Genomic DNA, 21,568 nt, shown 5'->3' with positions numbered 1-21,568 from the left:
CCGTCGTTGTTGAGCCGCCCTCTTTTAGCGACAACCATTTTCTTATTTTGGACAAGCTTGCTCTAAACTAAAACCTGATTTATACAGAAATCAAATGCTTTAAAGCTAAGTACGCTGCGCCAATTATGCCAGCGTCATCCCCGAGAGCTGTCCGTTTGACCTCCACTCGCCTCATTGGCGCACGGAGCCCCCTTTTCCTGGCCTCGGTCATAGACCTATCTATGAACAACTCCCAGGCATTAGAAAGCCCGCCCCCTATAACTACCATCTCCACATTGAGGAGATTTACCACGTTTGCAATCCCGATTCCCAACGCTTTCCCCACCTCATCCCATATCCACAGGGCAAACTTATCGCCTTCTACGGCCGCCTCCATCACGATTTCAGGAAGCTTCTCCCCGGATACCCCTCTAGATTTTTTTCTTAAGATAGTCTTGAGCTTATTATCGCTCAAGCCCTCTTTTACCATGCGTCTTATTGCGCTAGCTGAAGCATAGCTCTCCAGGCATCCAAAATTTCCGCAGTTACATCTTGCACCATTAGGGAAAATAGTGATATGCCCGATTTCCCCGGCCATCCCGTCTGCTCCCGACCATAGCTCCCCCTTAAGTATTATGCCCCCGCCTACCCCGGTTCCCAGTGTGATGATTACGAGAGAATCTACGCTACTGCCTGCACCTACCCACCATTCGCCGACCGCAGCGCAGTTAGCATCGTTCTCTATGAACACCGGGATGCCGCTGCCCATCTTTTCAATGAGTACATCTCTAATCGGATAATCGTCCACGTTGGAGATGTTGGGAGCCTGGGTCAAGATACCCCTTTCTGAATCGATTATTCCCGGAATGCCGATCCCTACCCCGGCTACATTTTCACCGGTTATATTCTCTCCTATTAGCTTAGCCAGATTTGTCATAACATAATCAATCCCCTTACCCGCCCCGGAGGGGATGCTTCGGCGTTCCATAATATCCCCGTTCTCATCTACCAGAGCGCTCCTCATGTTCGTACCGCCGATGTCTATGCCTACCGCAATCTTACCCGCCATAGTCAGCTAATTATAAACAAAAAGGAACTACTAGAAAAAATATTCTTAGTGGAATCTTATCTTAATATCATTTACATTCGTGGTAGTGAATGCACCGTGTACTTAGTCCCAGTTTATACCGGCGTTTTTATCTGCCTAAAACTTTGTTTTACAAGTATGGATTTTTGATTTCTGATTATTTTGGAAAGCGGTGGCAAACTCTATTCATTCAAGTGCCTTAGAAACTGCTCGGCTATAGAATTCCAGCTTTGAGACTGGGCGTATTTCAGAGCGTTCGATGAAAGGTATTCAAGATTGTCGAAAGCTTTGGCTATATTCTCCTCCAGATTATCTCCCAAGATACCGGTAACTCCATCCTGTATAATGTCCTTAGGGCTCGGAACATCGTAAGCCACTACCGGCAGCCCGCAAGCCATTGCTTCCAAGATAACCAAACCAAAGGTATCAAATTTGCTGGGAAAAACAAAAAGGTCTGCCTCATTGTACCAGAGCTTTAACCTGTCGTGCGGGACATGGCCGGTGAAGAAGACGTCCGGATATTTTAACTTCAGGGTTTTCAGGTACGGCCCATCTCCTACCAGTATTTTGCGGTAACCGGGTATCTTGCAAAAATCATCCAAATTCTTATCCTTGCTTACTCGACCGACACAAATAATAGTTTTTTGAAATGCCCCTTTTTTTCTATCGACATCGCAGTTGAATAATTCGGTATTAACTCCCCTCGCCCAAACGGTGCTGTTCCTTAGCCCCAGTTTTTTTGCCAGGCTCTTCGTGGTGACCAATACCTTGCGACTGTATTTATGAAACCATCTTATGTAAAGCTTCGTCACAAACCGGGGTATTCTGTAGTATATCCATCCATACTCATCAAGGCGGGTATGATAGGAAGTGTTGTAGCTTATCCCTTTATTGAGACAGTATTGTCTCACGGCCAAACCCAAGCTTCCTTCCGTGGCAATATGAATCTTGTCCGGATTAAACTTCTCGAAATATTCCCGGGCCAGGTTGGATGAATTTTTGACAAAGGGAATGTCATAATAAATCGTGAAAAGTTTTTGAGCGCCTTCTATGTATGGATGAAGCACCAGAACTTGATGATCCTTTTTTATGATGTTAATTATGTTATTCCAGGTGAATACTACACCGTTAACCTGAGGAAACCATGCATCGGTGACCAGGAGTAATCTCATTATTTTATTTCCATTATGAGGGCGATTTATCCATTAATGCCTATTTAACCATGTAGAAGGTCAAGGCAAATATGACATCGCCTAAGATAGCGCCAGCCACGGTCTGAGACAGGGTATGCGAGCGAAGTCGTAGGCGAGACCAGGCTACAATCGGAATGATAATAGATAGGACCATGGCTTCTTGACCAAATAACATGCAGGTAAGTGCAGTAAGACCCCCCGCAGCAGCACAATGCCCGCTAATCTTCCAGTAAAGGGTGACAAGATACATCAAAGCGCCCAGCACCAATCCGGCAGTAGCTATCATCAAAAACACATTCGACGCCCCAGCGATAATTAAAACAGCCCATACCAAGACTATGTTGAATAGAAGAAAGAGTAGGGGTCTTTTCCGTTCCTCTCGAACATCCAGATGGAAGCTCTTGACTTTGCCGGCACGCAGTAGCCATGACACGTAAAGAAGAGGCAGTATTACCGAGAGCAGCAGAATAAATGCCGCCCAGGCCCATGCCGTGCTCTTTGCTACAGTCTGGGTAGCTATGACGACTCCGGCTATGGCTAGGATGGGAGGACTGGTTAAAGCGGATACCAATCTCGCCAGTCCTTCCACCCATCCGAAACCCGGGAATAAAGTATAGGGGTTAAGCTCCTTATCTAACTCCATCTTTTGATTGGTTGCCCCAGGTATTTTGTTTAGGGTATTGCGACCAGTATCCCCAGTCATGCGTTCTCCATTTTCCCGGCATGAGGTCCGTATACAGCAAAGCGCATCTGGTCAAAGAATGTAAAGTTTTGCGGATAAGGCCTTGCTTCAGACGACGATGATCCCGAGCATAGACAACGAGATCCTTGGCGAAAGCGATACGTAGGCCGCTCCACTTGGCCCTCCAGGCCAGTTCGGAGTCCTCATTGCAGTTAAGCCTCAGGTCAAACCCGTCCAATGCAGATAGGGCCTGACGTCTTATCAGCATGTTCGAGCCGGAAGCGGCAGGAATACCCATTGAATGAAGCAAACGCTGGCCTGCCGTGAACCACTCATAGTAAAGAGTGAATTTGCCGGTGGAAAGCTTCGGTCCATATACCAGGTCAAAATCATCATATCTTGCTAGACGGTCGAAATATTCAGCAGCGAAAACAACGTCGGCGTCGGTGAAGAGGAGCCAGGGAGTTTTTGCAACTTCGGCACCAAGCTGTCTAGCCTCGGTAACCGACCCCGGATGTTTCATCACCGATGTTTTTTCTGGCCTATGTGAGGTTATCAAATCCGGTGTGGAATCCTCGCTCGCATCTATAACTATCAGCATTATGGAATGGGGAATCGAATTGAGAAAGGCTAGAATATTATGTGACTCGTTTCGCGTCGGTAAGACTATGGTGATGTCATCCAGTTTTATCGGCATTTATCTTATATTTTAAAAAGGAATAATTAATCCTTATTTAAGCATTGGTTAAAGCAGGGTTAAATTAGATAACCTCTAACTCATTTTACACCTGTAAATTTCCAAGAAATCAAACTAAGAGATTGCTTCACTGAAAAAAGAAAGCGGCTTGCAATTCCGAACGAATGTGAGGAATCTTGTTCGGTTTTGGGGATTCTCCCCTTCTTGTCATTCCCATGAAGCTTGTCCTCGCGTATGGGGGGAGTGGGAATCCAGTCTTTAATTATGGATCCCCGACTGATCCCCCGGTTAAACCGGGAGAAGGGTGAGCACCTTTAGCCCCCATACTTCGATTAAACTCAGTATGAGCGGATGCATGCATCCGCTGGGAATAAAAAGTAAAAAAACCGTTCACACTGAGCGGAGTCGAAGTGTGAACACTTCAAGAAAGCCATCCTTCGATAAACAGATTTAACTTGTAGTGTCATTGTACATCGGGTCGAATACGGACTGTCGAACATATAAAAGTGAAGGGAGTGCTTGTGGATGACTCCCTTCACTGAACCTGTTGGAGGGAAGGAAAGGTACTTGGAGGTACCAGTATAGACCATCATATCAACCAATTATTAATGCCTTATTAAAGGAGAGTAAAAATAGCGTTAAGGCAAATTGACCTTACGTTTACTCCCCACAGCTAGACTCAAAAAATGGGAGTGATAGCCATGTCCGGCTATCACTCACCATGCGCCCACTAAAGGAGAGAAATAGGTAGAATGGAAAATAACAAAATAATTATAAGGGAGAAGCATTAATATCCGATTAAATCTTGATTCAGGCCGGGTTAAGACAAAATATCCTTGATAAACTCGAGGGCAAGTAAGTTTTCACCAAATAAGACTACAAGTTTGTATGTCTTTTTACAAAATTGTTTGTTTTTTGACAAGAATATACCTTCCGATCCGTAATCATTCCTCTGCTCTGCCAGTCCTGCCTTGATAAAATAAGGGCTTTTCTTTTAATTAACTACTATGGCACTAGCATTGCTATCTATCTCCCAAAAATCAAAGGGAATAGGGCATTCCAGTTTGTGTGCGGCATTATTCTCGTGGATAAAGCCCGGTGTGTTTTTTAACAGGAAATTCTTCTCCCGTTTATCCGAAATTAACATTGGGCAGGGATCCTGTATAGTTGTTCAATCAATATAGACTGGTACAAAGAAAGTGGGCTATGTCATGAGTTCCGGCAAAATTCCACGAATGGTGCTGGCCTCAGGTTCAAGGCTATTAACACAAGGAATGCGCAAAATCATCGAGAGCGGAACCAGTCTGGAAGTGGCAGCCGAGGTTTTCAACTCCCGGGAAGTTAAAAGAAGTCTAGACACAATGAGGCCTGAGTTTCTTTTTCTCGACAACAGGACGCCTAATTTGGACATTAATAAGCTACTAGATTTTATGAGCAAAAAAGGTCTCGAGACCAAGGTTATTCTATTTGGCGATGAACATTCGCCGGCATCTAGCCTCTCTAATGTGATATGCATAAACAAGGAAACGGATTCCTCGGAGCTAATAAGGATAATAAATAGCACCGACAAAATTGCGCTAACCAAGACAGCTATCGACCACAACGGAGAAAAACACAATATCACCAGGATGGAAAGGAGAGTGGCAGAGTTGATCGAGGAAGGTTTAACCAATAGAGAAATATCTTATAGACTCTCGATAAGAGAAAAAACGGTAAAAGCCCACATCACCAGCATATTCAAGAAATTAGGTTTTCGTAGTCGATACCAGCTTATGGTGATGAACGGAAGGCAATTGAGACGCATTGCCCGGTGAAAGCCAACACCGGCTGGGTAATTTGATTGCATGGAACATCCCGGGATTGCCCCGATACCGGTGGCATCATTCACGATGAGGTGGCGTTATAATCCGCTAGATAAAGCTATCAAACTAACGCCTCCCATTCTTTCCAGGCCTCTTCCACATTGTGGAAATGGTTAAGGTCACTCCCGTAGGTCTCGGGATTATCCTGCCAACCCCGGAATCTTTCGTACACCATTTTCAGTTTTTTCTTGACTAAATTAGGGTTGATATCCCAATCCGGATTCACCCCAAAGGGATAGAACATCCTATAGAAGATGACTGGTCTGGGCTCCGCCGTGTAGCCAGAGAGTAAACCAGTCCGGACAAGCCCATAGCCCATACCGAAGGCTAAGGCCAGGTCTTCTTCGAGGCCGAGCCTCTCCCCAGCCTTCGAGGCCAGCACGGTTAGAACATCCATGGCTTCGGGCGTTGCATACTCACACTGTGGAAGATTCTTCTGCATGTTAATAATGTCAGAGATAAACCCTTCATGGTAATTCCGCTCGTTAAACCATTTGCAATCTCTCAGGTCATCGAAGTCAAAATCCCCTATGTCCCCGCACATCTCCAAGTAAAACCTTAGATTTTCCCACTCCCTCCCGGCCAGTTGAACGGCTTTATCTATCATAATTACCTCCCACTTTCCAACCACTAAATCGCGTAGCTGGTTTTTTATCTGAACTATAAGAATAGTAAAGCCAGAATGTTAATTTGTGGTGAAAGTGATGTTAGGGTTTAGCTAATTTTTGAGAGATACAAAAAGGTTAACAAAAAATAATACTTCAGCTTCATATTTAGCTGAAACTCTCGGCAATTCTTTCAGTTTTAATAATTTCTTAACACCTTCTTAACATCTCTAATATACAATATTAATTATGAGCAATAACAAACCACAATTAGGAGAAAAATGGATGAATGGAAACGGTATGAAAAGTATCACCGATTTAGAAGAAAGGATTGTTGACTCAAAGAAGAGATATTCCAAATTCCTTGAAGAGAGGGAGAGAAGAAGAAAAAGGGAACACGACGTGCACTTTTCGAAGAAGGATCAACAAATCCTGATAAAATCGTTTGTCATAGCCGGGGTCATAGAGAACGGCTTGAGAAAAATTTTTGTAAACATACTTTGAACTTAGCTTTAGCACCTTGAGAAATTACTAAAATTAAGGGTGACCATCTCGGTCGCCCCTAACTTTAGGGAAGCTAGATAAAATCATACTTGAGTTTCTAGCCCGATTATCCCTCTTTCCAGTTTTACAAGCCTTTCCATGAACATTTCCAGTTCTTTTTCCGCGCTCTCCTCTTCATAGCAAATCGATAATATGGCCGGATAAAGCGGCTGGGGTAAATAGGCAATTATGTTAAAAACCCTCATCCTTTGCCCCTCCATCTCCGTGTTCTGCTCCTCTATGGCAAATCCGATTATATGACTCAAAGATAGGTATCTTCCGCTTCTAGTCCTGACAAATATCATTTAATCCTCCTCATAAACCTCGACATATACATCATAGATGCCGAATTTCTCCTTTAAAACTGTCTTGAACGACCTTATTTTCTCCCGGTCATAAAACCTCCCGTCTGTCCTTATCTTGACCGCCATTATGGTTTTCTCCGGGACGAGCGCCCAAAGGTGTAACTCCTTTACCTTTTTGGCATGGTCAAAGTTTTCATATATAAACCTCTCCACCTTTTCCACATCCACGCCGGTGGGAATGCCCTCCATCAATATATGAATGCTGTCCTTCAGCAAATAATAGGTAGGGTATGCTACCAGAAGCCCTATTACAATGCTGGCTACGGCATCTGCCACGTATAAACCGGTGAACTTGATTACGAGACAAGATGCGATTACTCCGACCGAGCCCAGTGCATCGTTCAGGATGAATAAGAAAGCTCCCCTTACGCTGATATCCTTCGAATGTTCGTAGAGCTTGAATACCCCGTACCCGTTTACCAAGAGTCCAACTAATGCAATAATAAGAACCTTATCGAAATCTAAAACCTCTGGATGGGTGATTCTACGATACGCATCGGTCAGGACATAAAACAACATGAACCCGACCAGGATTCCGTTGAATAGGCCGGAAATAACCTTAGCCCGCTCATAACCGAACGTTTTGTTCTTATCTGGAGGCCTCTGGCTTAGTCTTTTAGCGTATATGGCGATCAACTGGCCTACCAGGTTGATGGCCATAAAGGCGGCATCGGTAACCAGGGCCAGGCTGTTGTAGTAAAGCCCGCCTATCAGCTCTATAAAGAAATAGAAAAGGGTGATTATAAAAACAAGGCCTGAACTGCTCAACTCTTATGTTATGTATAAGCTTTAATTATTCACAAGTTTATACGGAATGTTACTTGGTAGACTTTTTCTTCTGCTTAGTTTCCTCTGTTAATGCTTTTTTTGCACCCTCGACTGCCCCGAGCGCGGTGTATTGGGCCACCTTTAGAGCCTTTTCTACGACATCTGAAGCGGCCTTTATGATCTCCGAAGAGGTATCGCTTATTCTCTTTGCCGCCTCCATGGGTAGCTTGGAAAAATCTCCTTTCCGAGCCATCCCCAATTTCGCTCGGAGCTCCTCGAGGTCTTTCTTTATTTCATCAAGATGCTCCTGTACTTTATTTTCTCCAGCCGAATCCTTCTTAGATTTTCTAGGCATTATAATTACCTCCCCGATTCTTTGGTCTACTATATTTCTTTTATATGCTCCCCGGTGTTATTCCAAAGCGGTTTTATCGCGTTCACCCCCATCAAAACGGTTACCCCGTTATTGATTACCGTCGACACAACCGGGGAAAATACGCCCCCGACCGCTCCGATCATACCGATAGTGTTTGCCACCTTATTAATTCCGTAGTTCTGTTTTATATTCCGAAGGGCGATGTCCGATATCTTTATAGCCTCTATCAGGTAGCGCAAATCGTTGTTTATGACCACATCCGCCACCTCTATGGCTATATCTGCCCCGCTGTTTATGGAGATTCCAATATCCGATACCGATAAGGCAGGAGAATCGTTAACCCCGTCTCCCAGGAATCCCACGGTTCTTCCTTCCTTCTTGAGAGTCTTAATTATCTTGGCTTTTTCGTCTGGAAAGGCCCGGGCATGATATTTTTGGATCCCCAATTTCCTGGCCACTATTTCAGCGGCGCCTTCGTTATCTCCGGTGCACAAAATAACCTCCCTTCCCAGCTTATGGAGTGTTTCGACCACCTTTTTAGATTCGGGGCGGAGCGGATCGGCAAATCCAATCAGGGCAATAATCCTTCCATCCTCTACCAGGTAGAGCACGGACTCACCCCTTTCGTGAAGCTTGTTGACGTCCGAGGCAATTTCTCTCTGAATCTTCATTTTCTCTTTTTCCATGAACTTGGTGCTGCCGATGAGGAAGTTATTTCCATTAAGATGGGCCTCAACGCCAAGCCCCCGGTGATACTTGGATTCCCTCCTGGGAAGAAGCTCAAGACCGCGCTCAATAGCCCTCTGAACTATAGATTTAGCAACAGGGTGGGTGAGTCTTTGCTCGAGGGATGCTGCATACCTCAAAGCCTCTTCTTCGGAAACAGAGTAGGGTATTATTTCGGTTATCTCCGGCAGCCCGACGGTGAGCGTGCCGGTTTTGTCGAACACGATGGTGTCGACGTTATGGAGGATTTCCAGGTGTCTTCCGCTTTTAAATAGTATTCCTCTTTTTGCGGCCAGGGCCATGTGGGACATTATCGCCGCCGGGGTCGATACATGGATTCCGGTGTGGTAATCGAAGGTCAGGGTAGATACGGTTCTATTCAGGTTCCTGGTTAATGCATAAAGGCCCCCCGAGGTTATGAGTGTGGGGATTACGAACTTATTGGCCAGCTCCTCCGCGGTTTTTTGAGTCTCTATAGGTTCGTTGATGCTTTCCTGTATTATGCTCACGATCCTGGCGATAGCCGTTTCGTCGCCCAATTTATCGGCGATGATGTATAGCTTCCCGTCCTCTATGAAAGTCCCGGCGTATACCCTATCCCCCTTTGTCTTTAGTGCCGGGTTAGACTCTCCGGTCAAGGATGCCTGGTTTACCAGCGCCTCTCCATCATACACTTCCCCGTCTATAGAGATTTTTTCCCCGGTGTAGGCCACCACCCTATCGCCCCTCTTTATCTCATCTATGGGCACTTCCACTGCATTGCCATCTTCCCTAACCAGCCAGGCCTTTTCATCCTCGTAGCTTAACAGCTTCTCGATCTCTTTACGTGCCGCCCCCTGGGTCTTTTCTTCTATCAGGTCGCCCAGGGATAGAAGCCATACCATCAGCATCGAGGGTAACGAGCTGCCCCTCAAAGTAGCCAGGGCCAGTGCGGAGGAATCGAGGAGGTGAACGTCTATTTTCTTATTCTTGATCGAATTAATCGCCTTCTTGAAAACCGGCATGGCCAACAGCAACGTCAAGCCGGTAAGAAAAAAAGACGGAAGCGGAATGCGTAAAAGAAAAGGCAGGAGACCCAGTGTGCTGGAGACGAACCAGCCTTTGGTGCTTCCTTCTTCCTTCACCCTTTTTCCGTTCCCGTTCTCCACCAGGGACAATACCTGCATGATGAGATCGGGTGATGCATTGTTAAGCTCCTCGAAGAACTCTTCGAGGCTAAACTTTTTACTGTCAAACTCCAGGGTCAGACTGCCCGTTTTCTTGTTGACCTTAACCCTCTCCACGCCCTCTCTCCGGAGGAAAAAGGCTCTTACCGTGTCCTCGGAGACATCTACGTATTTTAAAAAAAGGCTTTTGACCTGAAGCCTTCCTGGTAATAAGCTCTTTATGCTGTAAGGAATTGGCATTTGGCCCTGCTTATTTTTTACCTTTTTTCTCTTCTTCGGTCTCTACCAGAGCCAGTTTTCTGCTTTCTATAGCCTTCACCGCCGCCTCTATCTCCTTCTGCATGCTTTCCAGTTTTCTCTCTTCCTCGACCTTGTGCACGATATAAAAGCCGACCAGTCCTACGCCAAAGCCCAAAACAAAGGAAAAAGGATTAGAGCAAAATATTCTTCCTAACATGTTCATGGCAATTTCCCCCTTTTATAATGCAGCCTTGATTTTTTGAAGCACTTCCTGTTGTCTTTGGAGAATCTCCAGCTTCTTTTCCACGTCGAGCTTGTACAGGTGTTTTGCCTCTGCGGTGACATCCTGCCAAAACTCCTGGCCCTCGGCTATGGAAGTACCTAGCCAGTCCTTGAAGGATATTACCTCCTTGGTAACCCCTACCAAAATAGGCTTATTCTGCTTGAGAAGCTTGCTCAACAACATAACCCCGGCTACCGCTCCGATTCCGGCAAGGAAATACCTTGAGGCTATGCATTCCCCCACCGCCTCGCTTATTGCCTCGAGTCCCAAAATCTTCATGCCAGCACCTCCTTGTTTTATTAACGAAACTTTGCCTTTATATATTTATTCACGATCATAGAACTTATACCGAATTGTAAGAACCCAACCTTGGTCCCGAGTACACCCATGAGCCATAAAGCCTTTGTTATAGGGTTGGTTAAAAGCGGAGCTACATAAGAAGAAATATCATCCTTTGATAATTTAGGTTCGGGCTCCTTAGATATCATATTTCCTATTATGTACCCAAAAGGAGAATCGGGTGCGTATTTAACCAAAACAGTTAAGCTATTACCGTTAGACTCCAGGTCCTTCAACCCGGAAATATTCCGCATATTTTTTATGAAAGAATTTTTCTCATGTAAATCCGAGAATTTTAGCCTTGTCCTCCCCTCTATGTGTGATACCAGGTACATCATGCCCGCTCCTCCAGCGTGTCAATCAGTAAAAATACATGGAAGAGCTCCTCGGCGATGTTTTTATATATCTCGCCGACCTTCATCAGGCTCAGGACCTCTTTTAAGTTATCCCAATCCTGCATCAAAAACGTCAGGAGTACCCTTTTATGCTGCTCTTCCAGTAATTCAATGGTTCTCAAATCCGATTCCAGCCTATCCATGCCGGTCGATTTTTCGTTGTAATAAATGAGAGATTTGATGTTGTCGAGCAATATATCCACCATGCTGGGAATGTCGAGCTCCCGATAGCAGGGTCTATAGCTCTTTATTTCTTCGAGAAGCTGGACGGTGGCTTGTAGCTTGGCAGTGATTTTTTTGAGCGATTTTAGGACAGCCAGATTTCTTGAATCTCCGCTCTCTTTAGAGCGCTGTATGGCTTTATCCAATTTTTGATTCAAGCTGTATATGTTGCTCCTCATGTATAAAATTTCTTCTTCTGCTCTTTTGTTCACATAACTTTTCGAAGCCAGAATCAAGCTTTCCATATCTCTTTCTATGGAGGATATGTCTAGTGAAAGGTCTTCCATGTCCCAATCTCCTTGTTTATTTTCTATATGGCGGCGGCCCTTGGAAGGATTTTCTATGGTAAATGTCTATTGTTAAGAAATTATTAAGATAATGTTAAGGGCATATTTACGAGAAATTCTAAACTGAATTAAATCTCACAAAGAGCAGTATTCACATAGTTACTCGGACAGGAAGATGTCTTAACTTGACTGCATTTCATTGTTTATGGGATAATATTTGTAAGTAAGCTAAATAAAGTGGGCCAATGCCTTACTAATTAGAAAGTGATTCTAATTAGTAATAATTCTTTCATTTATTTATAACGATTGAGAGGGGGTGAAAACAATGAGGGAAGAACTCGACCTAAGGGAAGACTTGAATATGTTGAGACAGGACGTCTCCAAGCTAGGCTCAGACCTAACGGAACTGGCTCATAAGCTATTGGATGTGGGAAGGTCCGAAACAATAGACGCCAAGGAAAAGTTCTTAGAGCAGGGAAGAAAAACCAGGGAGGCCGTGGAAAAAAAGATAGAAGAAAGACCAATCATAGTAATACTAGCCGCTTTCATACTGGGGTTTGTCCTGGGCAAGCTTTTAGAGCGTAAATAGTCTCGATTGATTTGTTTAAGTTATTTATGAGTTCACTCAAAGGGGTACTCTACGTGAGGCTTGTTAGTTTGGGAACAGCTATCGTGATTATAGTTCTGGTCTTTGCCCTGACACTGGTTGGACTAGGATTTCTCATTTGGTCTCTTTATCTTTATCTGGCCACCATCCTGAGCCCGCCATCTGCCGCCTTGGTCAGCGGACTGCTAATTATAGTCGTCTCGCTGTGCCTGGTGTTGTGCGTAAAAATTATGATGACACGCACGATAAGTCGGAAAAGTGCCAGTGCTGACCTACTATCATCCTGGTTGCATAATTATCCCATGGAAACCCTGTTAGCTACAATCGCCGCCGGGCTTTTGGTCGGTGTTTCCTCCGACGTGCGCCGGTCGATAGCAGAGAGCGCCCTATGGCTTCTAAAACAAAACACCTCCTTAAAAGACTCGACGGATAAAGCAAAGGAAACTCCCTTTTAGTATGATTTGTCGAGCTTCTTATTATTCGCTAAACCTCTCCGAAGGCTTTAGATAACTCAACTTGAGCGGCGATTCAGGATAAAAAGCCTTAGCTCGATCGCCCAGGTTTTTCGCTTGAATTAAAACCTTAAACCTATCCCCCATCAGTCCGGGGAGAAATAGGTTCTTTATAGCTATTCTGGTTTTCTCAAGGTTGAAAAAGCTCAAACAGACTAGAAATGCTAACCTTGAGCTAGTCTTTAATTCTTTAAACCAAGAATCTTAAAAATCGGGAACAAATCATGTAAATTGACTGTCTAAGTACATGAGGGAAAGTGACCAGATAACTACAGACGAAGATCTGAGACTAGTATCTCTATGTCAAAAAGGCGATTTGGGCGCTTTTGAGGAATTGGTGCGGAAGCATGAAAGGAAAATGCTGAATATCGCCTTCAGGATGATTGGGAGCTATGAAGAAGCCTGTGACATTGTTCAAGATGCCTTTATTTCTGCTTATAAAAATATAAGGAGCTTTAAGGGAATGTCTAAATTTTCTACGTGGCTTTCCACCATAGTGATTAATCTTTCAAAAAAACGCCTAGAACAGCTAAGGACTCAGCGTCGTCGGGAACCCGTGTCAATTGATGAGCCTATTAATGCAGAAGCTAACCGGACGAGAGTCGAATCTCCGTCGGATAATTTTGCTGCCGATGAGGTTCTCCAGAAAAAGGAAATTCAGGAAAAGGTACAATTATGTTTAGACCGTCTTGATAACGAATTTAGAGAAGTAGTTATTCTGAGAGACGTGCAGGGATTCTCATATGAAGATATATGCAGTACTCTTAAAATCGCAGAAGGCACGGTTAAATCCAGGCTTTTCCGGGGAAGAGTGCTTTTGAAGAACTGTTTAAAGAGATTCGTGGGAGTTTTATAGATGAAAGATCGTCTTAGCAAGGAAGAAAAGCTTGCAGCTTACATAGAAGGCACTCTTTCTAAAGAAGAAAGGTTGTATATTGAAGAACAACTAAAAGAATCTGAGGAAATGAGGGAATCTCTTTCCGACCTAAGAAAAACCATCCATCTTTTAAATAGCCTCGAGGAAGTAGAAACGCCTAACTGGTTTACAGAGAAGATAATTTCAAAGGTAAGAGAGGAGGCAGAACAAAAAAAGGGAATACTTGAACGATTATTCTTCCCACTTCATATAAAACTACCAATTGAGGTTTTAGCCACAGTTTTTTTAGTAGTTGTCTCTATTTTTATATACAAAGCCTATCAGCCAGAACCCGATAGAATCCGCTCTACTCAGCCCGGTGAACAGCCTCAGATTGAGCAGGTTTGGGGGGATATTAGAATAAGCATTAATACCAAGGATATTGATAGTGCCAATGCTGAGGTTCAGACGGCTATAACAGATATTGGAGGGGTAGTGTTAAGAAAGCAATCTTTTGAGAACAAAAATGTCCTTTTTGTGCTGCTTGATTTAAAAAAACTAAACGAGTTACGTGAAAGATTAAAGCCAATTGGAGAAGTTGAGGAAGAAGGAGATTTAAGCACAGTTAAAGGACACATAAAAGTGAAAATACAGATTGTGAAAGAATAGTCTTTAGATTTGTAATTATTTTCCTGTAATAACCATATAATAATATGCTTCCTTACGATTTTAACTCTTTTATTTTATCCATTACTTCTTTTGAAAGGTTTAAAAACATACCTTTTAGTTCTTCAACTTTTACCTCAATTAGCATCTCAACTGGCCATCTATTTATATCATCTGGGAAATCTCTCGTCTTTTCTAATGCGATGGCAAGCCAATATAAATCAAACCCAGGATCTTTCTTAGGAGCTAATCTAGTCAGTGCCCAAAAGTCCTCTCTTTTCAATATAAAGAACAAGTCTACTGCATCTCTCGGCTCTACCCTACCGAAAAAAGCAAGGAATTTGTCTACTATCAGGTCTTTATAATCGTTCACCCTGACCCCAAGATTTGAATCTACTGGGTTTTCGAACCTAAATGGCGAATCGTAGGCTAGTTGCACTTTAATTATTGTCTCTATTTTACCAACCTCAAATTCTGCAAATGTCTCAAATCTGCGAACTAGATTCACAGAAAATTTCTTTTTCAATTCCTCCTCAACAACTCGAGAAAATGGTAGGATGAGCCCTTTTTCTGCGGTAAAAAGATCTAGGTCAAATGATTTCCTATGCCCTATATAGAACTCAGACAAAGCGGTGCCGCCGGTGAGATAAAAATGTTGAGAATCCGTGATATTAGAAAAAAAAAGTAAAACCTCTTTTTGGAGATCGCTTATAATTCCTTTACCTTCTAGCATTAAGATAATCGTTCCATAACCTTTTTATGTGCAAGGGCAAATCTAGTTCGGGAAGTAATCTCTCTATTTCCTCCCAGTCAAGCGAGGCGACATCCTCTGCTCTTCCATAAGTCAGGACCTGCTTGATATACCACTTCCTTTGGAATGGATCATTCGAATCAATCTCATTTTTTGACCAGACAATATATTTTTTGGGACGCATTTTTACCTTGATTTATTATAAGGTATTATGCATCTTCCGCAATTAGCTGTAGTAATCTACTGTAGATATCTACCAGCCCAATGGATTACTAACTGCTCGGGGTGACGTTTATTATATGCGAGCTAGTTAAGTACGATGTCGTTTCCATTCCAACAAGTCCGTGTCGAATCTCTACACCTTCATGACAGTGTTGACACTTCGCATTTCGCTCTTTCCCAACAAAAGTTAACTCCTTAGCATTACTAAGGTGTTAACTTTCTTGTTTTGTTCAGTAATTCTGCGCCACTTTGCCTTAAAAAATTCGGGAACATTTCTGGAGCTAGCCATGTCTAATACACTAAAACGATTTAAAAGGAGGCAATAAAATGACAATAACAATTGCTCCTTTCAAAGTTAACCCAAGCTGTAACTACTTAGCTTCTCGGGTCAGACACGAAGAAGAAGCACACCTTGAAAATAATCATCCACCTATTACCTATTGGGGAATCTATCTTGACGATAAGTACATATCCTACACCTCAAGCAAAGACCTGGCTGAGAAAACAAAGATATGGATGGAGAAATGGTTGGGTGACATATATTAAAGTCGTTGGCCATTAGTCTCTAGCCGTTCGACTAATCTAAAAACGCATGACTAACGAATATGGACTTCAACTATGGAGGATAAAAATGAAGGCTTTTGAATTTGTAGCATTCGATTCCTCAGGCAAGAAGAAATTGGGGGCGGTAAGGGCTAGTAGCCTATCGGGAGCCAAGAGGAAAATACAACGGAAAGGATTTTATTTAGCTTCTATAAAAATCCAGGATCCTTCGGTCTCTCCTGAGCAAAACTCTTTCTCATTTTTTAAAGATTTAAAAAAATTCTTATTTTCTAAAGAGAAAATCAATCTTTGATGAAAAAGAGGTGATGTTCTTTGATTGTATTGAGCCATCTTCAGTAACGCACAAGGCAACTTAATCCAGGCTAAAAATACAAGAAAAGGAGGAAATTAAGATGTTAGGAATATCAAATTTAATGTCATGGCTAAAGCTAAGTGAGAAAAAGGTAAGGAAGCTTGCAGCAATTGCTATCGCTCTAGCGCTGGTGGTCTTTGCCCTTCCTACAGCCACTCAAGCCGGAGCAGATGTTTACCATTACAGCTTTAAGGGTCAGACCGCTGTAGCCTATTTCTATAGTGGGGACGAGTGTAGCTTTACCGCTGCTTATGTCTTCATGAGCGACGGTCGGATCAAAGCTAAAGGTAAGCCAGAAGTACAATCTGCGGCTTATATTACTGTAGTACAGTATGACTACTGTGCGGGAACATATCTATACGCCGACGGCTATTCTGAGTTGGCAGGAAAGGATTTTCAGATCAATAAAAAGCTTATCTCAGCAACGGTGGATACGACGATTGAGGTCTATGATTACTACACCGGAAATTCTTTCCCAGTAAACGTCAGCATCAACTGGACAGGTTCTGGTGATATCTACTCCGGTAAATACCATAGTCACTTCCAAGGCTTCGGCTATAGTAGCAACTACCGCTCAAATGGCAGCTCCCGTTACGCTGAGGCATCGGGCACAGTGTCTGACGGTACAACTAATTTCACGCCAGAACCTTCCTCTTACGCCTATATGGATTCTGCTAGCTATGGCTCCGTGGACATATACAAATAACTGAGAAAGTATGTTTGGGAGCATAGAGTCAGTAAAGATACAGTGCTCCCATCTAGGTTTTGGGCGGGGCTTCCATGCGCCGTCCTTCTGAGCTAAAACCCCTTGCAAAGTTGGTGGCTTTGTAAGAGGAAAATAAATACCACTAGGAGGAATGTCATGATAAGTAGTATGAATTATCGACAAAACATAATTGCAGTATTGGTTGGAGTTGCTTTAGGAGTCATGATGCTGGCAACAACGGCGTGTGACAATGCTAGTGGCAAACAAAGCGTGGAAGTCTTTCCCCCTAACTCCAACCCATTCGGAAAGAAGTATAGTGAGTGGAGCACTGAATGGTGGCAGTACGTACTTTCCATACCTCCATCTGAAAACCCACTCCTCGATGAAACTGGTGAGAAATGCGTCGTGGGACAGCACGGTCCGGTGTGGTTCCTTGCAGGTACATTTTTCGGAGGTGAGACCATGCGCGCATGTTCTATACCAGAAGGAACGGCTCTTTTTTTTCCGGTCATAAACAGCGCCTTTATTGACACACCCAATGTGTGCGGGCAGGGTCCGGAAAGAACTCCATTAGATGAGATGCGTGCTCTCACCGCTGAATTTATAGACGGTGCGACCAACTTGCTAGTTGAAGTCGACGGTAACCCTATACCGAGTTTAGGGAAAAGATTTCGTATTAAGTCCGAGGTCTTCAATGTTGCACTTCCAGAGGACAATCTGTTTGACCCGTTTTGTGAAGACTTTGGAGGAGTTCCAGCCGGTATATACTCTCCTTCAGTAGATGATGGATTTTACGTTATGCTCAAGCCTCTGGATGCAGGAGAACATACTCTTCGCATTCATGCAGAAAACCCAGACCAGGATTTCTTTTTAGACGTTACATATAATCTCACTGTAGTACCGGTGGAACTAGAATGAAGGGATGTTGGCAGAATGAAAACCTTTGATGGGTCAAACTTTGAGAGCAAGGTTTTAGCGCTACAAAGAATATCACTATTACACCTGAGTATTAATGATTTCGGACCAGGGGAATCCCAAAAGTCCCCTGGTTCTCAAACCCGTTCAACTCAAATAGTTAATAGGTTTCGTAATCTTGATTGCACTCTTTTCAGATTACATTTGCCCCGCAGTCCAAAACTGAAGTGATATCGTTTGATTGTATGGAAGATTTTTTAAGAATCTCGAGGCCAAATTGACTCAAACTAAAAGACAAGGTAGATCAAAGCCATGGTCAAAAATAAAAATTAACAAAAAAGTGGACTAACAGACAGTATAACGAAAGGAGGAAAGAGCAATGAACAAGGTCAGAGATAAAATAAGGGAAATCAAGTTCAAAAAAATTATACCGGGATGCATTCTCAGCCTTATTATGATGGTAGCCATTTGTAGTTTGGACACTACAGAGATAATCAGCCGTATTTGGCTTGCCAACAACTACTGGCAACAGCATATTCAACCCGTCACTCTGAGTAATAGCAGAGCGGCTGAGAATCAATCTGCTGACTCCGAATTCAGGCAGAAAATAAACAAGCTAAACATTCCTTTCATTGCCAATCAGGGTCAGACTGATGAAAGGATAAAATTCTATACTACTACATTCTGGGGAACAGTATTTGTCACAAATGACGGACAGATTATTCATTCCCTCCTAAAAGTTAAGGGAAAGAAATCCGCAAAGGGATTGTCTCTAAAAGAAGAGTTTATAGGCGGAATGGTTCATGAGGTAAAAGGAGAGAAGCAAGCGGTAACAAGGGTTAATTACTTTAAGGGGAGAGACAAATCAAAATGGGAAAACAATATTCCGGCATTCGACCTTATCAGTCTTGGAGAGGTGTATAATGGAGTGGAGATAAAGCTAAAGGCTTATGGGAATAATGTTGAGAAGCTCTTTTTTGTCGAGTCAGGAGCGGATCCAGAGATGATAAAAGTAAAGCTCAGCGGCGGGAAATTAAATGTGAACAACAACGGGGAGCTTGAGGTAGAGACCGATCTTGGGACAGTTAAATTCACGAAGCCTGTGGCATATCAGGAAGATGATTCGACTGGACACACCACGAACAGCAAAAAGAAGGAATTTGTTGAAGTTGCCTATGTTGTTAATGGAGATGAGTACGGTTTTAGTTTAGGAAAATATGACAGGGGAAAAGTGCTAGTGATAGACCCAATCCTTGCCGCCACATTCCTAGGAGGAGAGGCTGGTGATTTTGGTAACGCCATTGCCCTTGACGGTGAGGGTAATGTATACATAGCGGGTTCGACGGCAGGAGAGTTCTCGGGTGTAGATGAGGGATCCGCCGATAGCATAGTTGAATCCACCGAAGGCTTTGTAGCGAAGCTGGATTCAGATCTTAGTACAATCCTGGCAGCGACATTTTTGGGAGGAAGTAGTTTTGATAGCGCTTCTGCCATGGTGCTCGACGACGAAGGTAATGTATATGTGGCTGGTGATACATTCTCATCAGATTTTCCGGGCATAAATGAAGAATCTGCCGATAGCGAATTTGGCGGATCACTTGAAGCCTTTGTAGTCAAGCTGGATTCAGACCTAAGTACAATTCTTTCAGCTACATTCCTAGGAGGGAGTGATTTTGAAGAATTGGAGAATGCCCTCACCATTGATGACATGAATAATGTATATGTGGCCGGTCGTACGGGATCACCAGATTTTCCAGGTGTAAGTGAAGGGTCATCTGACAATACATTTGAATTTGCTGAAGACTTTATAGTGAAGCTGAATTCGGACCTGGGCACAATCATTGCAGCCACTTTCCTGGGTGGGAGTTCCGACGAAGTCATCTTTGCCGTCGCCCTCGACGATACCGGTAATATATATGTGGCCGGTCAGACAGACTCTTCGGATTTCCCAGGTATCAACGCTGGATCTGCCGATAGCATATTTGAATCCCGTGAAGCCTTTATATCGAAACTAGATCCAGACCTAAGCGAAATCATTTCAGCTACATTTCTTGGCGGAAGTAATGGTATCGAGGGTGCTTCTGCCATCAGCCCTGACGGAATGGGTAACGTGTATGTAGCCGGTTTTACAAACTCTTCGGACTTCCCAGGTATAGATGACGAGTCTGCCGATGATGAATTTGGGGGAGCGACGGAAGCCTTTGTAGCAAAACTAGATTCTGACCTAAGTGAAATCCTTTCAGCTACATTCCTGGGAGGGAGTGGAGGAAACGGTGGCGAAACCGATGACGTCGCTAATGCGCTCGTCCTTGATGGGATGAGTAATATATACGTGGCTGGTCAAACAGAATCATCAGATTTTCCAGGTGTTAACACTGGGTCTGCAGATAGCGCATTTACAGGAGATAGAGAGGCCTTTGTAGCCAAGCTGGATTCGGACCTCGGTATGGTTCTTGCAGCCACCTTTCTGGGAGGGACAGACGAGGATTTAGAGTCGGTCACTTCTATTGCGCTTGACGACACCGGTAACGTATACGTCGCAGGCAATACAAACTCATCAGACTTTCCGGGCATAGATGAGGAATCTGCCGATAGTATCCGTGAAGACTCGGAAGCTTTTGTAGCAAAGCTTGACCCCAATCTTTCTCAAGGAGTGGCTAACGCGGACTTATCTGTTACCAAATCTGACTCTCCCGATCCAGTGACACAGGGAAATGATTTGATCTATACGATCACTGTCACCAATAACGGGCCGGATACAGCTACAGACGTAATTCTCATCGATACCCTGCCCTCGGGTGTAACTGTGGTCTCGGCTTCAGCAGGCTGCACGGAAGATAACAGTACTATCACCTGCCGCTTGACTCCTCAGATGGCTAAAGATGATAGTGCTACGGTGACAATTGTTGTAACCCCCATAGATGCAGGGGAGATAACTAATACAGCAAGCGTGACTGGTAATGAATCTGACCCCGATATCACCAATAACATGGCCACAACTACGACAACTGTCGAAGGAGAAGGTGGTGATAATGGCAATGGATGTGCAATCGGAGGACCTTACCAAGCTGGAACAGCCATGGCCAATGTTCTTATTGCCCTAATTCCTACGTTTGTAATCGGCATCAGGATGCTAAGAAGAAGAAAGTAAAGTAGAGGATTTATGATTTGGCACCAGGGGTCTTTTATAAGCTCCTGGTTGCCATACCTTGATTGAGTCAGTTAATTAATTGGAATTTTTGAAATTTTTGCTTATACCTTTTTATAGAAGATAACGTTTTACTGGCAGTTTGGATCATCGACTATAAAAGGACGAAGTTAATGGAACAGTCCCGTTTTGTGAGTGTAGCTGGTTTTCAAAATTTAGGCAGTCTTTAAAATTTTCTATTGAATTTGTTCTTTGATTTGCCCTATAATCGTCATAGACGGTCAAAAAAAGAAGGAGGGTAAGCTGGGGAAGACCACTTCATCGAGAGCCTGGATCTATTATCCGCATACTCATTAAGAAATCTTCTAATTCTCTCCCTGCCAATGTCTTTCCAATAATAAAGGCCAAATATAGAGAAAAAAAGGGAAGCTGGGTCTTACGTAAAAATTCCTTC

Annotated in this window: 27 protein-coding genes; 11 read left to right on the top strand and 16 right to left on the bottom strand. The window is 43.6% G+C overall.

What is annotated here, in order from left to right:
- Positions 1-79: 79 nt before the first annotated feature.
- From VNN20_12560 to VNN20_12545, 4 genes are all read right to left on the bottom strand, one after another.
- Positions 80-1,048: an ROK family protein gene (locus VNN20_12560; protein HWP93017.1), complete on the bottom strand. Its 969-nt coding sequence runs from the start codon at positions 1,046-1,048 to the stop codon at positions 80-82.
- Positions 1,049-1,248: 200 nt separating this feature from the next.
- Positions 1,249-2,238 (bottom strand): glycosyltransferase, encoded by a 990-nt coding sequence (locus VNN20_12555; GenBank protein ID HWP93016.1) that lies wholly within the window; start codon positions 2,236-2,238, stop codon positions 1,249-1,251.
- A gap of 40 nt (positions 2,239-2,278) precedes the next feature.
- Positions 2,279-2,902 (bottom strand): phosphatase PAP2 family protein, encoded by a 624-nt coding sequence (locus VNN20_12550; protein HWP93015.1) that lies wholly within the window; start codon positions 2,900-2,902, stop codon positions 2,279-2,281.
- Positions 2,889-3,638, bottom strand: coding sequence for a glycosyltransferase (locus VNN20_12545; protein HWP93014.1), 750 nt, complete (start codon positions 3,636-3,638; stop codon positions 2,889-2,891). Before VNN20_12545 ends, VNN20_12550 begins: the two co-directional genes overlap by 14 nt.
- A 1,211-nt stretch (positions 3,639-4,849) precedes the next feature.
- Between VNN20_12545 and VNN20_12540 the strand changes: the two genes are divergently transcribed.
- Positions 4,850-5,452: a LuxR C-terminal-related transcriptional regulator gene (locus VNN20_12540; GenBank protein ID HWP93013.1), complete on the top strand. Its 603-nt coding sequence runs from the start codon at positions 4,850-4,852 to the stop codon at positions 5,450-5,452.
- Positions 5,453-5,561: 109 nt separating this feature from the next.
- On the opposite strand, the gene VNN20_12535 is transcribed toward VNN20_12540, so the two are convergent.
- Positions 5,562-6,107 (bottom strand): hypothetical protein, encoded by a 546-nt coding sequence (locus VNN20_12535; protein HWP93012.1) that lies wholly within the window; start codon positions 6,105-6,107, stop codon positions 5,562-5,564.
- A gap of 283 nt (positions 6,108-6,390) precedes the next feature.
- On the opposite strand from VNN20_12535, the gene VNN20_12530 reads away from it, so the two are divergent.
- Positions 6,391-6,609: a hypothetical protein gene (locus tag VNN20_12530; protein ID HWP93011.1), complete on the top strand. Its 219-nt coding sequence runs from the start codon at positions 6,391-6,393 to the stop codon at positions 6,607-6,609.
- An 83-nt stretch (positions 6,610-6,692) separates the two neighbouring features.
- On the opposite strand, the gene VNN20_12525 is transcribed toward VNN20_12530, so the two are convergent.
- From VNN20_12525 to VNN20_12490, 8 genes are read right to left on the bottom strand one after another with little or no spacing between them, the layout of a single operon-like run.
- A complete protein-coding gene (locus VNN20_12525; protein ID HWP93010.1) occupies positions 6,693-6,953 on the bottom strand; it encodes a hypothetical protein in 261 nt (86 codons plus the stop codon).
- Positions 6,954-7,781: a cation diffusion facilitator family transporter gene (locus VNN20_12520; protein ID HWP93009.1), complete on the bottom strand. Its 828-nt coding sequence runs from the start codon at positions 7,779-7,781 to the stop codon at positions 6,954-6,956.
- 49 nt (positions 7,782-7,830) lie between these two features.
- Positions 7,831-8,136, bottom strand: a complete 306-nt coding sequence (locus tag VNN20_12515) for a hypothetical protein (protein HWP93008.1) — start codon at positions 8,134-8,136, stop codon at positions 7,831-7,833.
- A 29-nt stretch (positions 8,137-8,165) separates the two neighbouring features.
- A complete protein-coding gene (locus VNN20_12510; protein ID HWP93007.1) occupies positions 8,166-10,289 on the bottom strand; it encodes a heavy metal translocating P-type ATPase in 2,124 nt (707 codons plus the stop codon).
- Positions 10,290-10,299: 10 nt separating this feature from the next.
- Positions 10,300-10,512: a hypothetical protein gene (locus VNN20_12505; protein ID HWP93006.1), complete on the bottom strand. Its 213-nt coding sequence runs from the start codon at positions 10,510-10,512 to the stop codon at positions 10,300-10,302.
- Between the two features lie 15 nt (positions 10,513-10,527).
- A complete protein-coding gene (locus tag VNN20_12500) occupies positions 10,528-10,851 on the bottom strand; it encodes a hypothetical protein (protein HWP93005.1) in 324 nt (107 codons plus the stop codon).
- A gap of 20 nt (positions 10,852-10,871) precedes the next feature.
- A complete protein-coding gene (locus tag VNN20_12495) occupies positions 10,872-11,249 on the bottom strand; it encodes a hypothetical protein (GenBank protein HWP93004.1) in 378 nt (125 codons plus the stop codon).
- Entirely contained in the window at positions 11,246-11,815 is a 570-nt protein-coding gene (locus VNN20_12490) for a hypothetical protein (protein ID HWP93003.1), read from the bottom strand. The genes VNN20_12495 and VNN20_12490 overlap by 4 nt, the downstream gene beginning before the upstream one ends.
- Before the next feature lie 325 nt (positions 11,816-12,140).
- Between VNN20_12490 and VNN20_12485 the strand changes: the two genes are divergently transcribed.
- Positions 12,141-12,404: a DUF883 domain-containing protein gene (locus tag VNN20_12485; protein ID HWP93002.1), complete on the top strand. Its 264-nt coding sequence runs from the start codon at positions 12,141-12,143 to the stop codon at positions 12,402-12,404.
- 26 nt (positions 12,405-12,430) lie between these two features.
- Entirely contained in the window at positions 12,431-12,877 is a 447-nt protein-coding gene (locus VNN20_12480) for a hypothetical protein (GenBank protein HWP93001.1), read from the top strand.
- Between the two features lie 21 nt (positions 12,878-12,898).
- Here VNN20_12480 and VNN20_12475 read toward each other — a convergent pair whose 3' ends face one another.
- Positions 12,899-13,084, bottom strand: a complete 186-nt coding sequence (locus VNN20_12475) for a hypothetical protein (protein ID HWP93000.1) — start codon at positions 13,082-13,084, stop codon at positions 12,899-12,901.
- Between the two features lie 97 nt (positions 13,085-13,181).
- Between VNN20_12475 and VNN20_12470 the strand changes: the two genes are divergently transcribed.
- Positions 13,182-13,790, top strand: coding sequence for a sigma-70 family RNA polymerase sigma factor (locus VNN20_12470; GenBank protein HWP92999.1), 609 nt, complete (start codon positions 13,182-13,184; stop codon positions 13,788-13,790).
- Positions 13,791-14,459 (top strand): DUF2275 domain-containing protein, encoded by a 669-nt coding sequence (locus VNN20_12465; protein HWP92998.1) that lies wholly within the window; start codon positions 13,791-13,793, stop codon positions 14,457-14,459.
- Between the two features lie 52 nt (positions 14,460-14,511).
- Here the strand turns inward: VNN20_12465 and VNN20_12460 are convergent, their stop codons facing one another.
- The gene (locus tag VNN20_12460) at positions 14,512-15,189 is read right to left on the bottom strand and encodes a nucleotidyl transferase AbiEii/AbiGii toxin family protein (protein ID HWP92997.1); all 678 of its coding nucleotides are present in this window, start codon (positions 15,187-15,189) and stop codon (positions 14,512-14,514) included.
- Positions 15,176-15,391, bottom strand: coding sequence for a hypothetical protein (locus VNN20_12455; protein ID HWP92996.1), 216 nt, complete (start codon positions 15,389-15,391; stop codon positions 15,176-15,178). The genes VNN20_12460 and VNN20_12455 overlap by 14 nt, the downstream gene beginning before the upstream one ends.
- Positions 15,392-15,756: 365 nt before the next feature.
- Here VNN20_12455 and VNN20_12450 point away from each other — a divergent pair, with 365 nt between their 5' ends.
- The 5 genes from VNN20_12450 (at position 15,757) to VNN20_12430 (ending at position 21,117) form a co-directional block, all read left to right on the top strand.
- Complete coding sequence (locus VNN20_12450) at positions 15,757-15,975, top strand: hypothetical protein (protein HWP92995.1); 219 nt, start codon at positions 15,757-15,759, stop codon at positions 15,973-15,975.
- Positions 15,976-16,060: 85 nt separating this feature from the next.
- A complete protein-coding gene (locus VNN20_12445) occupies positions 16,061-16,285 on the top strand; it encodes a hypothetical protein (protein ID HWP92994.1) in 225 nt (74 codons plus the stop codon).
- A 100-nt stretch (positions 16,286-16,385) separates the two neighbouring features.
- The gene (locus tag VNN20_12440; GenBank protein ID HWP92993.1) at positions 16,386-17,051 is read left to right on the top strand and encodes a hypothetical protein; all 666 of its coding nucleotides are present in this window, start codon (positions 16,386-16,388) and stop codon (positions 17,049-17,051) included.
- A gap of 156 nt (positions 17,052-17,207) precedes the next feature.
- Positions 17,208-17,969: a hypothetical protein gene (locus VNN20_12435; GenBank protein HWP92992.1), complete on the top strand. Its 762-nt coding sequence runs from the start codon at positions 17,208-17,210 to the stop codon at positions 17,967-17,969.
- Between the two features lie 376 nt (positions 17,970-18,345).
- Positions 18,346-21,117, top strand: coding sequence for an SBBP repeat-containing protein (locus VNN20_12430; GenBank protein HWP92991.1), 2,772 nt, complete (start codon positions 18,346-18,348; stop codon positions 21,115-21,117).
- The last annotated feature ends 451 nt before the right edge of the window (positions 21,118-21,568 follow it).

It is taken from the genome of Thermodesulfobacteriota bacterium (genome assembly GCA_035559815.1).
Lineage (GTDB): Bacteria > Desulfobacterota_D > UBA1144 > Nemesobacterales > CSP1-2 > DATMAT01.
Note: the sequence above shows the minus strand (reverse complement) of the source record. Positions and strands in the feature narration are given on the sequence as shown.

Bases quoted from the DNA above. Each gene is read 5' to 3' on its own strand.
- VNN20_12560 (HWP93017.1), bottom strand. From the start codon at position 1,048: ATGGCGGGTAAGATTGCGGTAGGCATAGACATCGGCGGTACGAACATG.
- VNN20_12555 (HWP93016.1), bottom strand. From the start codon at position 2,238: ATGAGATTACTCCTGGTCACCGATGCATGGTTTCCTCAGGTTAACGGT.
- VNN20_12550 (HWP93015.1), bottom strand. From the start codon at position 2,902: ATGGAGTTAGATAAGGAGCTTAACCCCTATACTTTATTCCCGGGTTTC.
- VNN20_12545 (HWP93014.1), bottom strand. From the start codon at position 3,638: ATGCCGATAAAACTGGATGACATCACCATAGTCTTACCGACGCGAAAC.
- VNN20_12540 (HWP93013.1), top strand. From the start codon at position 4,850: ATGAGTTCCGGCAAAATTCCACGAATGGTGCTGGCCTCAGGTTCAAGG.
- VNN20_12535 (HWP93012.1), bottom strand. From the start codon at position 6,107: ATGATAGATAAAGCCGTTCAACTGGCCGGGAGGGAGTGGGAAAATCTA.
- VNN20_12530 (HWP93011.1), top strand. From the start codon at position 6,391: ATGAATGGAAACGGTATGAAAAGTATCACCGATTTAGAAGAAAGGATT.
- VNN20_12525 (HWP93010.1), bottom strand. From the start codon at position 6,953: ATGATATTTGTCAGGACTAGAAGCGGAAGATACCTATCTTTGAGTCAT.
- VNN20_12515 (HWP93008.1), bottom strand. From the start codon at position 8,136: ATGCCTAGAAAATCTAAGAAGGATTCGGCTGGAGAAAATAAAGTACAG.
- VNN20_12510 (HWP93007.1), bottom strand. From the start codon at position 10,289: ATGCCAATTCCTTACAGCATAAAGAGCTTATTACCAGGAAGGCTTCAG.
- VNN20_12505 (HWP93006.1), bottom strand. From the start codon at position 10,512: ATGAACATGTTAGGAAGAATATTTTGCTCTAATCCTTTTTCCTTTGTT.
- VNN20_12500 (HWP93005.1), bottom strand. From the start codon at position 10,851: ATGAAGATTTTGGGACTCGAGGCAATAAGCGAGGCGGTGGGGGAATGC.
- VNN20_12495 (HWP93004.1), bottom strand. From the start codon at position 11,249: ATGATGTACCTGGTATCACACATAGAGGGGAGGACAAGGCTAAAATTC.
- VNN20_12490 (HWP93003.1), bottom strand. From the start codon at position 11,815: ATGGAAGACCTTTCACTAGACATATCCTCCATAGAAAGAGATATGGAA.
- VNN20_12485 (HWP93002.1), top strand. From the start codon at position 12,141: ATGAGGGAAGAACTCGACCTAAGGGAAGACTTGAATATGTTGAGACAG.
- VNN20_12480 (HWP93001.1), top strand. From the start codon at position 12,431: ATGAGTTCACTCAAAGGGGTACTCTACGTGAGGCTTGTTAGTTTGGGA.
- VNN20_12470 (HWP92999.1), top strand. From the start codon at position 13,182: ATGAGGGAAAGTGACCAGATAACTACAGACGAAGATCTGAGACTAGTA.
- VNN20_12465 (HWP92998.1), top strand. From the start codon at position 13,791: ATGAAAGATCGTCTTAGCAAGGAAGAAAAGCTTGCAGCTTACATAGAA.
- VNN20_12460 (HWP92997.1), bottom strand. From the start codon at position 15,189: ATGCTAGAAGGTAAAGGAATTATAAGCGATCTCCAAAAAGAGGTTTTA.
- VNN20_12455 (HWP92996.1), bottom strand. From the start codon at position 15,391: ATGCGTCCCAAAAAATATATTGTCTGGTCAAAAAATGAGATTGATTCG.
- VNN20_12450 (HWP92995.1), top strand. From the start codon at position 15,757: ATGACAATAACAATTGCTCCTTTCAAAGTTAACCCAAGCTGTAACTAC.
- VNN20_12445 (HWP92994.1), top strand. From the start codon at position 16,061: ATGAAGGCTTTTGAATTTGTAGCATTCGATTCCTCAGGCAAGAAGAAA.
- VNN20_12440 (HWP92993.1), top strand. From the start codon at position 16,386: ATGTTAGGAATATCAAATTTAATGTCATGGCTAAAGCTAAGTGAGAAA.
- VNN20_12435 (HWP92992.1), top strand. From the start codon at position 17,208: ATGATAAGTAGTATGAATTATCGACAAAACATAATTGCAGTATTGGTT.
- VNN20_12430 (HWP92991.1), top strand. From the start codon at position 18,346: ATGAACAAGGTCAGAGATAAAATAAGGGAAATCAAGTTCAAAAAAATT.